A 13,481-nucleotide genomic window follows, 5' to 3' on the forward strand; every position below is an offset into this window, starting at 1 on the left:
CGCGGCCCGGGCCCCGTCAGTTGCCGCTGGCTCCCGCGTCGCCGCGCCCCGCGAAGGCCTCCTGGGTCGCGAGCGCGTGGAGCCGCGCGAGATCGGCCGCGACCTCCTCCCCCGCGTCGCCGTGCGCCTGCGACTCGGCGCGCAGGCCGGCCACGAGGAAGCGGAGCTGGCGCGCGGCCATCGCGGTGCGGGCGGGCTCCGGGAGCACCGTGAGCACGCCGAGCTGCGCGACCATCGCCACGAGGTCCACGGCGGTGGCGTCGGTGCGCAGCGCGCCCTCCTCCTGCGCCCGCCGCACGTGCGCCGCCAGGCGCGGCTCGAGGTCCTGCCCCAGCGCGGAGCCGGGGTCGATGCGCGCCATCCGGCGGGCCGCGGCCGCGTACGACGGGTGCGCGTTGCTCATGGCGACGGCCCGCTCGAGGTAGCCGACCACCCCCGACCAGCCGTCGGGGGCGTCCTCCAGCGCGTCGAGAATCGCGACGAACCCCGCGTAGGCGCGCTCGTGCAGCGCGCGCACGACGTCGTCGTGCGACGCGAAGCGCCGGTAGGTGGTGGCGACGCCGAGGCCGGCCTCGTGCGCCAGCTCGTTGAGCGAGAATTCCAGCCCCTGGCGGAGGAACAGGGCCTCGGCGGCGTCGAGCAGCTGGCGCCGCGAGCGCGCGATCTCCGGGCGCGGGGCCCTCGTACCGGTCATGGCGTCCGAGCGTAGCGCGCGAAGTTTTGCCGGGGCTCAGGATCCGTCATCGCGCGAGAAGGTGCCGAGCCCGTGGGCGTCGAGGGTGTCGAAGCGCACGGATCCGTCGGCAAACGTCGCGCTCGCGAGCGAGCCGTCCGGCGCGTTCTCGCCCCGAGGCGCGTAGGCGAGCACGGGACCGTCCCACGGCTCGAGCGCCAGCTCGACGCCGGACGGGCCGACCTCGGCGACGTAGCCGTCGCCCGCGCGGCGTACCGTCACCGCGCCGAAGTAGGCGTTGGTGTACGTGCCCGCGAGGTCGTCGGGCGCCGGCGCGCCGCCCGCGGGGCGCGCCGCGCCGACGAGGTCGCCCACGGGCGCGGTCAGCGGCGCCATGGCGCCCGCGTACGCCGCGGTCCACTCGCGCGTCTCGCCCCCGAACTGGAGCACGTCGGCGAACGCGGCGTTCACGGCCTCGGGGACCCCGACGGGCGCGCCGTTCGTGAGGGTGACGATGCCGACGTCGAGCGAGGGGATGAGCTGCACGTTCGTCGCGGCCCCGAGCACGAAGCCGCCCGAGTGCGAGACGGCGACGCGCCCTCCCGCGAGCGTGTCGACGTTGAACCCATATCCGTACGTCGCGGCCCGCTCGCCGAGCCCGGCCCCGCGCACGACCTGCGCCGACATCGCCTCGGCGAGCGCCCCGCCCGGCTCGGTGGCGAGGAGGAAAGACACCCACGACGCGAGGTCCCGCACGTTCGAGGACACCCCGCCGGCGGGCGCCTGCGCGTCCGCGTCGCGGTCCGGGCCCGCCCGGAACGCGCCGTCGACGATCTCGTGCAATACGGCCCGATCCGCGCGGCCGAGGTAATCGGCGTGGCGCGCGGAGGACGACCCCATCCCGAGGGGGTCGAAGACGAGCTCGTCCACGACGTCGGCCCAGTCCTGACCGCGCCGGGTCGCGACGCCTTCCGCGCCCCACGTGAACCCGAAGTTCGAGTACGCGTACCCCGCGCGCAGCCCCGTCACCGGCACCTGTTCCAGGCGCGCGAGGATGTCGTCGCGCCCGAACCCGACGTCCTCCAGGTCGTCGCCGGCGCCGGTGGGCAGGCCGAGCTGGTGGCTGAACGCGTCGCCGAGCGTCGCGTCGGCGGTGCCCCGCGGATCCGCCAGCGCGAACCCCGGGTCGAGATCGACGAGCCGCGTGTCCCAGGACAGGTCCGGGTCCTCCTCGATCGCGAGCGCGACGGCGGTCGCCGAGAGCGGCTTGGACATCGACGCGATGGGGAAGACGGTGTCGGCGGTGACGGGCTCGCCCGTCCGCAGGTCCCGGACCCCGAAGCCCTCCGCGAGGACCACCTCTCCCCCGTGGACGACCGCGACGGCCGCCCCGGGCACGCCGGATTCCTCGAGCGCGGCGCGCACGATGTCCGGGAGCTGCGAGACGGCGTCGTCGACGGCATCGGGGGCCACCCGGACGGCGTCCGCCGGCGGCGCCTCGCCGAGCTCCACGGCGGCCGACGAGGCCTGGCACCCCGCGAGGCCCAGGGCCGCCACGACGATTCCCGCCACCCACGCGCGCCTCATGTGGATAGATATTATCGGATAATGGCGCGCCGCGCCGGAAACGCCGAACGGCCGCCCCGAGGCGGGACGGCCGTTCGCGCGGGCGGGATTACTCCCACTCGATGGTTGCCGGCGGCTTCGACGTGACGTCGAGCGTCACGCGGTTGACCTCGGAGACCTCGTTCGTGATGCGGTTAGAGATCTTGGCGAGCACGTCGTAGGGCAGGCGCGTCCAGTCGGCCGTCATGGCGTCCTCGCTCGAGACCGGGCGCAGCACGATGGGGTGGCCGTAGGTGCGGCCGTCGCCCTGGACGCCGACGCTGCGGACGTCGGCGAGGAGCACGACGGGGCACTGCCAGATCTCCTGGTCCAGGCCGGCGGCCGTCAGCTCCGCGCGCGCGATCGCGTCGGCCGCGCGCAGCGTCTCGAGGCGGTCCTTCGTGACCTCGCCGATGATGCGGATCCCGAGGCCCGGCCCGGGGAACGGCTGGCGGCCGACGATCGCCTCGGGAATCCCGAGCTCGCGGCCGATCTGGCGCACCTCGTCCTTGAACAGCGTGCGCAGCGGCTCGATGAGCGAGAAGTCGAGGTCTTCGGGCAGGCCGCCGACGTTGTGGTGGCTCTTGATGTTGGCCGTGCCGGATCCGCCGCCCGACTCGACGACGTCAGGGTACAGCGTGCCCTGCACGAGGAACTTGATGGGCTCGCCCTCGGCCTTGGCCTCCTCCACGAGGTCGCGCTGGACCTTCTCGAACGCGCGGATGAACTCGCGGCCGATGATCTTGCGCTTGGCCTCCGGATCCGTCACGCCGGCCAGGTGGCCGAGGAACGTCTCCTCCGCGTCGACCGTGATCAGCCGCACGCCCGTCGACTCGACGTAGTCCTTCTCGACCTGCTCGCGCTCGCCCTGGCGCAGGAGGCCGTGGTCGACGAACACGGCGGTCAGCTGGTCGCCGATGGCGCGGTGCACGAGCGCGGTGGAGACGGCCGAGTCGACGCCGCCGGACAGCGCGGAGATGACGCGGGCGGATCCGACCTGCTCGCGGATGCGCGCGACCTGCTCCTCGATGACGTTGCCGCTCGTCCAGTCCGCGGGCAGGCCCGCCGCCTGGTGCAGGAAGTTCTCGATGACCCGCTGGCCGTGGTCGGAGTGCTTGACCTCGGGGTGCCACTGCACGCCGTAGAAGCAGGCCTCGGCGTTGCCGAACGCGGCCACGGGTGTCGAGGCGGTCGAGGCGAGCACCTCGTAGCCCTCGGGCGCCTTCGCGACCGAGTCACCGTGACTCATCCACACGTTCTGCGACGCGGGCGTGCCGCCGAGGAGGACGCCGCCGTCGCCCGCGACCGTCGCGTCGGTCGCGCCGTACTCGCGCTGGCCGGTGTGGGCCACCTCGCCGCCGAGGGCCTGCGCCATGACCTGGAAGCCGTAGCAGATGCCGAGGGTCGGAATCCCGAGCGAGAACACCTGCGGGTCGAACGCGGGCGCGCCCTCGGCGTACACGGAGGACGGGCCGCCCGAGAGGATGATCGCGACGGGGCGCTTCGCGGCGACCTCGTCGGCCGTGATGGTGTGCGGGACGAGCTCGCTGAACACGCCGGCCTCGCGGACGCGGCGCGCGATGAGCTGGGCGTACTGCGCGCCGAAGTCGACGACCAGGACGGGTCGCTGGGCGGTGTCGGTGCTCATCGAGCGGCCTCCTCGGTAGGCGGGGTGGGGGCGGCGGCCGCGGCCGCCTTCTTCTCGGCGAGGCGCTCTTCGCGCCCCGAAAGGTATGCCTTCACGTCGCGCGCGACGATGAACTCCATGATGAAGGACAGGAACGGGACGACGCCGCCACCAAACAGCATGATGAGGCGCCAGAACGGCCACCGCATAAGGCTCCACACGCGGAAGCACGCGAGGATGTACACGACGTAGAACCAGCCGTGCGCGATGAGGATCCCGAGCGAGAGGTTCAGCCCTTCACCCGTGGAGACCCACTCGTCGCCCTGCAGCACGACCTCGCGCCAGGCGAGGAAGCCCTGGGGGTCGTTCAGGAAGAGCTCGACGTGGAAGCCGTACTTCATGACCATCTCGGCGCAGAGCAGCAGCAGGCCGACACCCGTGATGACGCTCGTGATCTGGTAGAAGCGGACGGCCCGTCGGATCTGCGGGAAGGTGGCGATCCGGGGCTGGGGCATGGGGACCATTCTACGGTGCGCCGCCTGGGCCCCCGCTACGCGTCCTCGTCGGGGTCGGCCCCGGTGAACTCCTCGACCTCGCGCTCCCACGCGTCCTTCGCCAGGCGGTACCAGAGGTAGAAGGAGAAGCCCGCGAAGATCGCCCACTCGGCCGCGTAGAACAGATTGAGCCAGTTGACGGATCCGGATTCCTCCGGCGCCGCGGAGGAGATGGCCGAGAGCCCCGCGTCCGCGATGCCGCCGGTCGGATCCATCGACGTGAAGTACACGCGGTAGACGTCGCCCGTGACGCCCGTCCACTGTCCAAGGAGCGCCGCCGGCGACATTCGGGTCATCTCGAACGGGTCGTCGCCCGTGGCGACGGCGGGGCCCTCGTCGGAGATCACGCGGCCAGTGAGCCCGACGACCTCGCCCGTGGCCGCGGCCTCGAGCTCGGCAATCGCGTCCTCGGCCGCGCCCGGATCCTCGGCCCACCCGATCGCGACGGCGAGCGAGTCGCCCGCCTCGGTCACGAGGCGCCCCGTGACCCACGCGCCCTCCGCGCCGTCGTTTACGCGCTGGGTGACGACGAGGAAGTCGTCCGGGTCCCACACGCCCTCGACGTCGACCCGCTGGCCGACGTAGGGCCCGGCGAGGTAGGCGCCCGGCTCCACGACCTCGGCGATCGGGCGCACCTCCTCCGTCACGCCCTCGGGGAGCGGATCCGTGTCGATGGCGCGCGCAAGCTGCCACTGCAGCAGCCACGCGAACACCCCCGCGACGACGAGGCACAGCGCGAGCATGCCGAGCCAGCGCGGGCGCAGCATCACCTCGCGTAGCGTCGGCGGGAACTCCGGCGCGTCCGGGTCGGGGGCGGGCTCGGGCGTCATTCGTACGGCGTCACGACGACGTCGACGCGCTGGAACTCCTTGAGGTCGGAGTATCCGGTGGTCGCCATCGACTTGCGCAGCGCGCCGAGGAGGTTCGTCGTGCCGTCCGCAGACTGCGCCGGGCCGTAGAGCACCTCGCTCATCGTGCCCACCTGCTCGACGGGCACGCGGCGGCCGCGCGGGAGCGACGGGTGATGCGCCTCGGCGCCCCAGTGGTACCCGCGGCCCGGCGCGTCCGTGGCGCGCGCGAGCGCGACGCCGAGCATGACGGCGTCGGCGCCCATCGCGATGGCCTTGACGATGTCGCCCGACGTGCCGACGCTGCCGTCCGCAATGACGTGGACGTAGCGCCCGCCCGACTCGTCCATGTAGTCGCGGCGCGCGCCCGCGACGTCGGCGACCGCCGTAGCCATGGGCGTATGGATCCCGAGGGCCGTGCGCGTGGTCGACGCGGCGCCGCCGCCGAAGCCGACGAGGACGCCCGCGGCGCCCGTGCGCATGAGGTGGAGCGCGGCGCGATAGGTGCCGGCGCCGCCGACGATGACGGGGACGTCGAGGTCGTAGATGAACTGCTTGAGGTTCAGCGGCTCGTCCACGCTCGAGACGTGCTCGGCGGAGACGGTCGTGCCGCGGATGACGAACAGGTCCACGCCGGCCTTCACGACCGTCTCGTAGTGCTCCTGCGTCAGCTGCGGCGAAAGCGCGCCCGCGACCACGACGCCCGCGTCGCGGATCTCCGCGATGCGCTGCGTGATGAGCTCGGGGCGGATGGGCTCGGCGTACAGCGCCTGCATGCGCTGGGTCGCCGACTCGGGCGGCAGCGACGCGATCTCCGCGAGGAGCGGCTCTGGATCCTCGTAGCGCGTCCAGAGGCCCTCGAGGTCGAGGACGCCGAGGGCGCCCATCTTCCCCAGCGCGATCGCCGAGGCCGGGCTCACGACCGAGTCCATGGGCGCGCCCAGGATCGGGGTCTCGAACGTGAAGGCGTCGATCGACCAGGTCGTCGACACGTCGCTCGTCGCGCGCGTGCGCCGCGAGGGCACCACCGCGATGTCGTCGAAGGTGTACGCGCGGCGGGCGCGCTTGCCGCGCCCCAACTCGATTTCCATGCTCACCGTGATCCGCCTCCTCAGCGCGTGTAGTTCGGCGCCTCGACGACGATCTGCACGTCGTGCGGGTGGGACTCCTTGAGCCCCGCGGGCGTGATGCGCACGAAGCGCCCCGTGCTCTTAAGCTCGTCGACCGTGCGCGCGCCGACGTAGAACATCGACTGGCGCAGGCCGCCCGTGAGCTGGTAGGCGACCGCCGCGACGGGTCCGCGGTAGGGCACCTGGCCCTCGATGCCCTCGGGGATGAGCTTGTCGTCGCTCGGGACGTCGGCCTGGAAGTAGCGGTCCTTCGAGTAGGACGTCTGCTTTCCGCGCGTCTGCATGGCGCCGAGGGATCCCATCCCGCGGTACTGCTTGAACTGCTTGCCGTTCTGGAAGACGAGCTCGCCCGGCGACTCGTCGGTGCCCGCGAGGAGGGATCCGAGCATGACGGTGTCCGCGCCCGCGACGAGCGCCTTGGCGATGTCGCCCGAGTACTGCAGGCCGCCGTCCGCGATGAGCGGGACGCCCGCCGCGCGGCAGGCCAGCGAGGCCTCGTAGATCGCCGTGATCTGGGGCACGCCCACGCCCGCGACGACGCGCGTCGTGCAGATCGACCCCGGGCCCACGCCGACCTTGACGGCGTCCACGCCCGCGTCGATGAGCGCCTGGGCGCCCTCGCGCGTGGCGACGTTGCCGCCGACGACGTCGATGTGCGCGAAGGTCTCGTCGGCCTTCAGGCGCCCGACGATGTCGATGACGCCCTGCGACTGCCCGTTCGCCGTGTCGACGATGATGACGTCGACGCCCGCGTCGCGCAGCGCCTCGGCGCGCTCCCACGCGTCGCCGAAGAAGCCGATCGCGGCGCCGACGCGGAGGCGGCCCTGGTCGTCCTTCGTCGAGTGCGGGTACTGCTCGGTCTTGTCGAAGTCCTTGATCGTGATGAGGCCGACGAGCGCGCCGGATCCGTCCACGAGCGGCAGCTTCTCCACGCGGTGCTTCGCGAACAGCGCGAGCACCTCCTCGCCGCCGATCCCGGGGTAGCCCGTGACGAGGCCGTCCTTCGTCATGACCTCGGACACGCGCGTCGAGGCCTTCTTCTCCTCCGGCACGAAGCGCATGTCTCGGTTCGTGATGATGCCGACGAGCGTGCCCGCGGCGTCCACGACGGGGAGCCCCGAGATGCGGTACTCGGCGCACACGGCGTCGACGTCGGCGATCGTCGCGTCCGGCGTCGTCGTGATCGGGTCCGTGACCATGCCCGACTCGCTGCGCTTGACGCGGTTGACGGCGGCTGCCTGGTCGGCGATCGACATGTTGCGGTGGAGGATCCCGATGCCGCCCTGGCGCGCGAGCGCGATGGCCATCCGGCTCTCGGTGACGGTGTCCATGGCGGCCGAGAGCAGGGGCAGCTCGACGCGGATCCGCTTCGTGAGCTGCGACGACGTGTCGGCCTCGCTCGGGATGACGTCGGTGTGCCCGGGCAGGAGCAGCACGTCGTCGTAGGTGAGTCCGATGAAACCGAAGGGGTCGTGGTCCGTCATATCTGATGGTCTCCTGCGTGGCGCTCGGGGGTGCTCGGCGGCGCGGAAAGATCGGCGCGTGCGCGTTCCTCCCGCCAGACGATTCTAGGGCGCGCGGGGCCGCGCCGGATCCACCCGGATCCGCGCGGGCCGCACCCGGAATACCGCATAAGGGATACACACAGGAAACAAAGGGGTCACATCCAGCTTCTAGCGTCGCCTTCGATACCGGCGAATCGACGATGCGCCGGGCGCCGAACGGAGGCTTCATGACCCGCAGCTGGGCACCGTCACGCGGGCGATCCCCGCGCCGGGCGCGCGCAGGGTGGCTCCTCGCCGCTCTCCTCGCCGTCGCCGCGATCGGAGGGGTCGCCTCCCCGGCCTCCGCGGCCGAGGGCGATCCGTACACCGTCTCCGGCAACGTGCAGCTCGACGGCGAGCCGCTCGAGGGGGTCGATCTCGCGATCGACGGCCCCGGCGGCGAGCAGCAGGTGACGACCGACGCCGAGGGCCAGTGGCGGGTGTGGGTGCCCGAGCGAGGCGAGACCTACACGGTCACCCTCGACGAGGAGACCCTCCCCGAAGGCATCGCCGTGATCGACGAGACGGGCGAAGACGACACCCCGAACATCGTCGAGGGGGAGATGGGCCAGGGCGGCCGGCTCGCGGTCAACTTCTTTATCGGCGAGGGCGAGCGCAACACAGTCGGCTTCGTCGACCAGCTCGTCCAGCGCATCTTCCAGGGCCTGAACTTCGGCCTCATGCTTGCGCTCGCGGCCGTCGGCATCTCGCTCGTCTACGGCACGACGCGGCTGTCGAACTTCGCGCACGCCGAGATGGTCACGTTCGGCGCCGTCGTCGCGTACGCCCTCGCCTCGCCGGCGACGCTCGCGTGGCCGCTCTGGATCGCGCTGCCCGCCACGGTGATCCTCTCCGCGGGCATGGGCCTCGCGCTCGACGCGGGGCTGTGGCGCCCGCTCCGGCGGCGCGGCACCGGCGTCGTCCAGCTGATGATCGTCTCGATCGGCCTGTCGCTCGCGATGCGCTTCACCTTCCAGTTCTTCATCGGCGGCGGCACGCTCCAGCTTCCGGAGCTCGCCCCGACCGCCAAGATCCCGCTGTTCGGGGCGGTCGCCATCAGCCCCATGGAGATGATCTCGATGGCCCTGGCGCTCGTCGTGCTCGTCGCCTTCGCCGTGTGGCTGACCTACAGCCGACTCGGCAAGGCCACGCGCGCCATCAGCGATAACCCGCAGCTCGCGTCGGCCACCGGCATCGACGTCGACTTCGTCGTGCGCGTCGTCTGGATCGTCGCGGGCGCCATGGCGGGCCTCGCGGGCATCCTCTACGCGTACTACCGCCCCGGGATCCGCTTCGACATGGGCATGCACATCCTCCTGCTCGTGTTCGCCGCCGTGACGCTCGGCGGTCTCGGGACGGCGTACGGCGCGCTCGTGGGCGCGCTCATCGTCGGCGTCCTCACCGAGATCTCGAGCCTCTGGATCCCCGCCGACCTCCGATACGTCGGCGCCCTCATCGTCCTCATCCTCGTTCTCCTCGTCCGGCCGCAGGGCATCCTCGGCCGCCGAGAGCGGATCGGCTAGGAGCGCACCGACATGGACTGGAACCTCATCATCGAGCAGTCGCTCAGGTCGCTGCTCTCGACCGCGACGATGGCCTACGCGCTCGCGGCGCTCGGCCTCGCGCTGCACTTCGGCTTCACGGGCCTGCTGAACATGGGCGTCGCCGGCTTCATGGCCCTCGGCGCCTACGGGTACGCGATCTCCGTACTCACGTTCGGCTGGCCGTGGTGGGCGGGCATCCTCGTGGGGCTCGCGGCGGCCGCGGTGTTCGCCCTGATCCTCGGGATCCCCACCCTCCGGCTCCGGGGCGACTACCTCGCGATCGCGACGATCGCGGCCGCCGAGGTCGTGCGGCTGTTCTTCCTCACGACCGCCTTCGACGCCGTGACGGGATCCGCCGACGGCCTGAGCGGCTACCACGGCTCCCTGCGCTCGGCGAACCCCATCCCGCCCGGCACGTACGGCATCGGCCCGTTCACGTACAACGAGACGGGCTGGTGGACCCGGATCCTCGGGCTCATCGCCGTCGCCGTCGCGACCGTGTTCGTTCTCCTCCTCACCCGCAGCCCCTGGGGGCGGGTCCTCAAGGGGATCCGCGAGGACGAGGACGCCGTGCGCTCCCTCGGCAAGAACGTCTTCGCGTACAAGATGCAGGCGCTCGTCGTCGGCGGCATCATCGCCGCCCTCGGCGGGATCGTCTGGGTCCTGCCCTCGGCGGTCAACCCCAACACGTACATGACCTCGACGACGTTCTTCGTGTGGACCGCGCTCCTCCTCGGCGGCGCGGCGACGGTCTTCGGCCCGCTCTTGGGCGCCGTGCTGTTCTGGTTCGTGCGCACCCTGCTCGGCGTGCTGCTGCCGGAGATGGTCGACGCCGGGCTCCTGCCGTTCATGAGCTCGATCCAGGCCGCGACGCTGCGGGACATCCTCGTCGGCGTGGCCCTCATCCTCCTCGTGGTCTTCATGCCGCAGGGGATCCTCGGCAACAAGAAGGAGCTGACCTTTGCCCGCTGAGACCTCGCCCTCGCCCCGCCGCGCCGCGCCCGTGAAGACCACGGGCCTCGCCGCGGGCCCCGCCGCGCCCGGCGTCGCGAAGACCGACCCGATCATCGTCGCCGACGGCGTCACGCGGCACTTCGGCGGCATGACGGCCGTCGACGTCGCCCACCTCGAGATCCCGCGCGGCGCCATCACGGCGCTCATCGGCCCGAATGGCGCGGGCAAGACGACGCTGTTCAACCTCCTCACGGGGTTCGACCAGCCGAACTCCGGCTCGTGGTCCTTCGAGGGCCGCTCGCTCGCGGGGGTCGCCGCCCACCGCGTCGCCCGGCGCGGGCTCGTGCGCACGTTCCAGCTCACGAAGGCGCTCGGCCTACTGACGGTCATGGACAACATGAAGCTCGGCCAGACGGGCCAGCGCGGCGAGGGCTTCTGGTCGAGCCTCGTGCCGGCCCTGTGGCGGAAGCAGGATCGGGAGATCGAGGCCCGCGCGCTCGAGCTCCTGGAGCGCTTCCGGCTGGCCGAGAAGAAGGACGACTTCGCCGCGTCGCTCTCCGGCGGCCAGCGCAAGCTCCTCGAGATGGCGCGCGCGCTCATGACGGATCCGACCCTCGTCATGCTCGACGAGCCCATGGCCGGCGTGAACCCGGCGCTCACGGAGAGCCTCCTCGACCACATCGTGGACCTCAAGCACCAGGGCATGACCGTGCTGTTCGTCGAGCACGACATGCACATGGTCCAGCACATCGCCGACTGGGTCGTCGTCATGGCCGAGGGGCGCATCGTCGCGGAGGGGCCGCCCGACACCGTCATGGCGGACCCCGCGGTGGTGGACGCCTACCTCGGCGCGCACCAGGACGTGGACCTCGGCGTCGTGACGGGGCGGATCCCCGTCGTCTCCCCCACCGCCCAGGCCGACGCCGACAGGATCATCGCCGAGGCGCAGGCCGAGGCCGACGAGGAGGACCCGCGATGACCGAGAACGAGCGCGAGATCGTCGTCGACGTCGACACCGTCACGGCCGGCTATCTGCCGGGCGTGAACATCCTCACGGACTGCAGCCTGCGCGCCTATCAGGGCGAGCTCATCGGCATCATCGGCCCGAACGGCGCGGGCAAGTCGACCCTCCTGAAGGCCATCTTCGGCCAGGTGCACGTGCGCAGCGGATCCGTCACGCTCGCGGGCGAGAACATCACGAACCTGCGCGCGAACAAGCTCGTCGCGCGCGGCGTGGGCTTCATCCCTCAGACGAACAACGTCTTCCCCTCGCTGACGATCGAGGAGAACCTGCAGATGGGCGTCTTCCAGAACCCGAAGCTGTTCTCCGAGCGCGTGGGCGTCGTCACGGAGATCTTCCCCGACCTCGCGGGGCGCCTGAAGCAGCGCGCGGGCGGGCTCTCCGGAGGCGAGCGCCAGATGGTGGCGATGGGGCGCGCGCTCATGATGGATCCGAAGGTCCTGCTCCTCGACGAGCCCTCGGCGGGCCTATCCCCCGTCCGCCAGGACGAGGCCTTCCTCCGCGTCAGCGAGATCAACAAGGCGGGCGTGACGTGCATCATGGTCGAGCAGAACGCGAGGCGCTGCCTGCAGATCTGCGACCGCGGGTACGTGCTTGACCAGGGCCACGACGCCTACACGGGGTCGGGGCGCGACCTGCTCCACGATCCCAAGGTCACGGAACTGTACCTCGGTACGCTCGGCGCGGAGCAGAACGCGCCGCGCGGCTGAGATTCAGGCGCGCGGGACGCGGTCGGCGAGGATCGCGACCCGCGCGTCCCCGACGCGCGCGAGGATCAGCGTCCCCTCCTCCGGGCCGCGCAGCTTCAGCTTCTGGCGGAGGGCGGCCGGGTCCACGTCGACGCCGCGCTTTTTGATCTCGAGCCGCCCGATGCCGCGCTCGCGGAGCGCGCGGGACAGGGCCTTCGGATCCGCGGGCAGCTCCTCGCGCACGCGGAAGCTCTGCACGAAGGGGCTCGTGACTTCGGCGTCGCCCGTGAGGTAGGCGATGCGCTCGTCGACCGGGCCCGCGCCGAGCGCGCGCGCGACGTCGCCGACGAGCCGCGCGCGGATGACCGCGCCGTCGGGCTCGTGCACGAAATCGCCAAGGCCCCGCGCGGGCTCGTCCGGGGTATCGGCCGGGGCCGTGAGCTCGTGCGCGGCGCCGCCGCGGATCACGAGCGCCGCGCGGCCGACGCCGGGCCGCGCGAGCGCGCCCGACCAGCACACGAGCTCGAGGGTGGATCCGTCCACGCTGATCCACTGCGCCTCGCCGCCGGCGGGGAGCGCGTCGCGGTCGTGGGCGGGGCCGAGCTTGATGCCGGTGGGGAGGCGGCCGGCCGCCTCGTACGCCCAGTCGAGCGGGGGCGAGTAGTCCTCGGAGCGCACGCGCCGCGTCTCGGCGTGGCCGGCGGTGCGACGCGCGGGGTCGAGCCACAGCCCGTCGAGGCCCGCGAGATCCTGCTCCTCGGCCCGCCCGTGGACGACGCGCGTGCCGACGTCGCGGAACGGCGCGAGGTTGTACGCGGCGAGCGCAGCGGTCACCTCGTCGGCCTCGACGGCCGTGACCGCGATGCCGAGGGAAGACAGCGCGAGCGCGTCGCCGCCGATGCCGCACCCGAGGTCCGCGACGCGGGACAGGCCCGCCGCCCGGAACCGCCCCGCGTGGTGCGCCGAGACGGACATGCGCGTGGCCTGCTCCAGGCCCGCGCGCGTGAAGAGCATCCGCCGGGAGAACTCGCCGAACTTCGCCTCCGCGCGGCGCCGCAGCCGAGCCTGCCCGACGACGGCAGAGACGAGCTCGGGCGCGTGGCCCGCGCGCCGCAAGCGCGACACGGTGCCGGCCACGTCGGCCTCCGCCGCGCCGGCGTCGAGCTCGTCGAGCAGGCGGAGCGCGGCGGGCGTCAGGAGGGCGTCGAGCTCGGCGGAGTCCATCTCCCCAGCGTAGGCGGGGCGCGCTGGCACTCACGTTGCATGAGTGCCAGCGAGCCGCCTAGACTGAC

12 protein-coding genes are annotated in these 13,481 nt (G+C 72.3%); 4 read left to right on the forward strand and 8 right to left on the reverse strand.

Features of this window, described 5'->3' with window-relative positions; translation table 11 throughout:
• Window positions 1-16: 16 nt before the first annotated feature.
• From GJQ66_RS10005 to guaB, 7 genes are all read right to left on the reverse strand, one after another.
• A complete protein-coding gene (locus GJQ66_RS10005) occupies window positions 17-694 on the reverse strand; it encodes a TetR/AcrR family transcriptional regulator (RefSeq protein WP_155049238.1) in 678 nt (225 codons plus the stop codon).
• Window positions 695-730: 36 nt separating this feature from the next.
• Complete coding sequence (locus GJQ66_RS10010; protein WP_155049239.1) at window positions 731-2,260, reverse strand: serine hydrolase; 1,530 nt, start codon at window positions 2,258-2,260, stop codon at window positions 731-733.
• 88 nt (window positions 2,261-2,348) lie between these two features.
• The gene (gene guaA, locus GJQ66_RS10015; protein WP_155049240.1) at window positions 2,349-3,926 is read right to left on the reverse strand and encodes a glutamine-hydrolyzing GMP synthase; all 1,578 of its coding nucleotides are present in this window, start codon (window positions 3,924-3,926) and stop codon (window positions 2,349-2,351) included.
• Complete coding sequence (locus GJQ66_RS10020) at window positions 3,923-4,420, reverse strand: DUF3817 domain-containing protein (RefSeq protein ID WP_155049241.1); 498 nt, start codon at window positions 4,418-4,420, stop codon at window positions 3,923-3,925. The genes guaA and GJQ66_RS10020 overlap by 4 nt, the downstream gene beginning before the upstream one ends.
• Window positions 4,421-4,455: 35 nt before the next feature.
• Window positions 4,456-5,289 (reverse strand): SURF1 family cytochrome oxidase biogenesis protein, encoded by an 834-nt coding sequence (locus tag GJQ66_RS10025; RefSeq protein ID WP_155049242.1) that lies wholly within the window; start codon window positions 5,287-5,289, stop codon window positions 4,456-4,458.
• Window positions 5,286-6,398, reverse strand: coding sequence for a GuaB3 family IMP dehydrogenase-related protein (locus GJQ66_RS10030; protein WP_155049281.1), 1,113 nt, complete (start codon window positions 6,396-6,398; stop codon window positions 5,286-5,288). Before GJQ66_RS10030 ends, GJQ66_RS10025 begins: the two co-directional genes overlap by 4 nt.
• A gap of 20 nt (window positions 6,399-6,418) precedes the next feature.
• Window positions 6,419-7,921, reverse strand: a complete 1,503-nt coding sequence (gene guaB, locus GJQ66_RS10035) for an IMP dehydrogenase (protein WP_155049243.1) — start codon at window positions 7,919-7,921, stop codon at window positions 6,419-6,421.
• A 248-nt stretch (window positions 7,922-8,169) separates the two neighbouring features.
• On the opposite strand from guaB, the gene GJQ66_RS10040 reads away from it, so the two are divergent.
• Genes GJQ66_RS10040 through GJQ66_RS10055 form a run of 4 tightly spaced genes read left to right on the forward strand, consistent with a single transcriptional unit; the run spans window position 8,170 to window position 12,210 of the window.
• Complete coding sequence (locus GJQ66_RS10040; protein WP_155049244.1) at window positions 8,170-9,504, forward strand: branched-chain amino acid ABC transporter permease; 1,335 nt, start codon at window positions 8,170-8,172, stop codon at window positions 9,502-9,504.
• A 12-nt stretch (window positions 9,505-9,516) separates the two neighbouring features.
• Window positions 9,517-10,497, forward strand: a complete 981-nt coding sequence (locus tag GJQ66_RS10045; protein WP_155049245.1) for a branched-chain amino acid ABC transporter permease — start codon at window positions 9,517-9,519, stop codon at window positions 10,495-10,497.
• 31 nt (window positions 10,498-10,528) lie between these two features.
• Entirely contained in the window at window positions 10,529-11,458 is a 930-nt protein-coding gene (locus GJQ66_RS10050; protein WP_368732875.1) for an ABC transporter ATP-binding protein, read from the forward strand.
• Complete coding sequence (locus GJQ66_RS10055; protein ID WP_155049246.1) at window positions 11,455-12,210, forward strand: ABC transporter ATP-binding protein; 756 nt, start codon at window positions 11,455-11,457, stop codon at window positions 12,208-12,210. Before GJQ66_RS10050 ends, GJQ66_RS10055 begins: the two co-directional genes overlap by 4 nt.
• 3 nt (window positions 12,211-12,213) lie before the next feature.
• Here GJQ66_RS10055 and GJQ66_RS10060 read toward each other — a convergent pair whose 3' ends face one another.
• Complete coding sequence (locus GJQ66_RS10060) at window positions 12,214-13,413, reverse strand: class I SAM-dependent methyltransferase (RefSeq protein ID WP_155049247.1); 1,200 nt, start codon at window positions 13,411-13,413, stop codon at window positions 12,214-12,216.
• Window positions 13,414-13,481: the final 68 nt, after the last annotated feature.

The sequence above is a fragment of the Microbacterium sp. ZXX196 genome, assembly GCF_009709595.1.
GTDB lineage: Bacteria > Actinomycetota > Actinomycetes > Actinomycetales > Microbacteriaceae > Microbacterium > Microbacterium excoecariae.

What these genes read in the sequence shown, in the direction of transcription:
- GJQ66_RS10060 (WP_155049247.1), bottom strand. Translation starts at nt 13,413, where the DNA reads ATGGACTCCGCCGAGCTCGACGCCCTCCTGACGCCCGCCGCGCTCCGC.
- GJQ66_RS10020 (WP_155049241.1), bottom strand. Translation starts at nt 4,420, where the DNA reads ATGCCCCAGCCCCGGATCGCCACCTTCCCGCAGATCCGACGGGCCGTC.
- guaA (WP_155049240.1), bottom strand. Translation starts at nt 3,926, where the DNA reads ATGAGCACCGACACCGCCCAGCGACCCGTCCTGGTCGTCGACTTCGGC.
- GJQ66_RS10010 (WP_155049239.1), bottom strand. Translation starts at nt 2,260, where the DNA reads ATGAGGCGCGCGTGGGTGGCGGGAATCGTCGTGGCGGCCCTGGGCCTC.
- GJQ66_RS10055 (WP_155049246.1), top strand. Translation starts at nt 11,455, where the DNA reads ATGACCGAGAACGAGCGCGAGATCGTCGTCGACGTCGACACCGTCACG.
- GJQ66_RS10025 (WP_155049242.1), bottom strand. Translation starts at nt 5,289, where the DNA reads ATGACGCCCGAGCCCGCCCCCGACCCGGACGCGCCGGAGTTCCCGCCG.
- GJQ66_RS10045 (WP_155049245.1), top strand. Translation starts at nt 9,517, where the DNA reads ATGGACTGGAACCTCATCATCGAGCAGTCGCTCAGGTCGCTGCTCTCG.
- GJQ66_RS10005 (WP_155049238.1), bottom strand. Translation starts at nt 694, where the DNA reads ATGACCGGTACGAGGGCCCCGCGCCCGGAGATCGCGCGCTCGCGGCGC.
- GJQ66_RS10030 (WP_155049281.1), bottom strand. Translation starts at nt 6,398, where the DNA reads ATGGAAATCGAGTTGGGGCGCGGCAAGCGCGCCCGCCGCGCGTACACC.
- guaB (WP_155049243.1), bottom strand. Translation starts at nt 7,921, where the DNA reads ATGACGGACCACGACCCCTTCGGTTTCATCGGACTCACCTACGACGAC.
- GJQ66_RS10040 (WP_155049244.1), top strand. Translation starts at nt 8,170, where the DNA reads ATGACCCGCAGCTGGGCACCGTCACGCGGGCGATCCCCGCGCCGGGCG.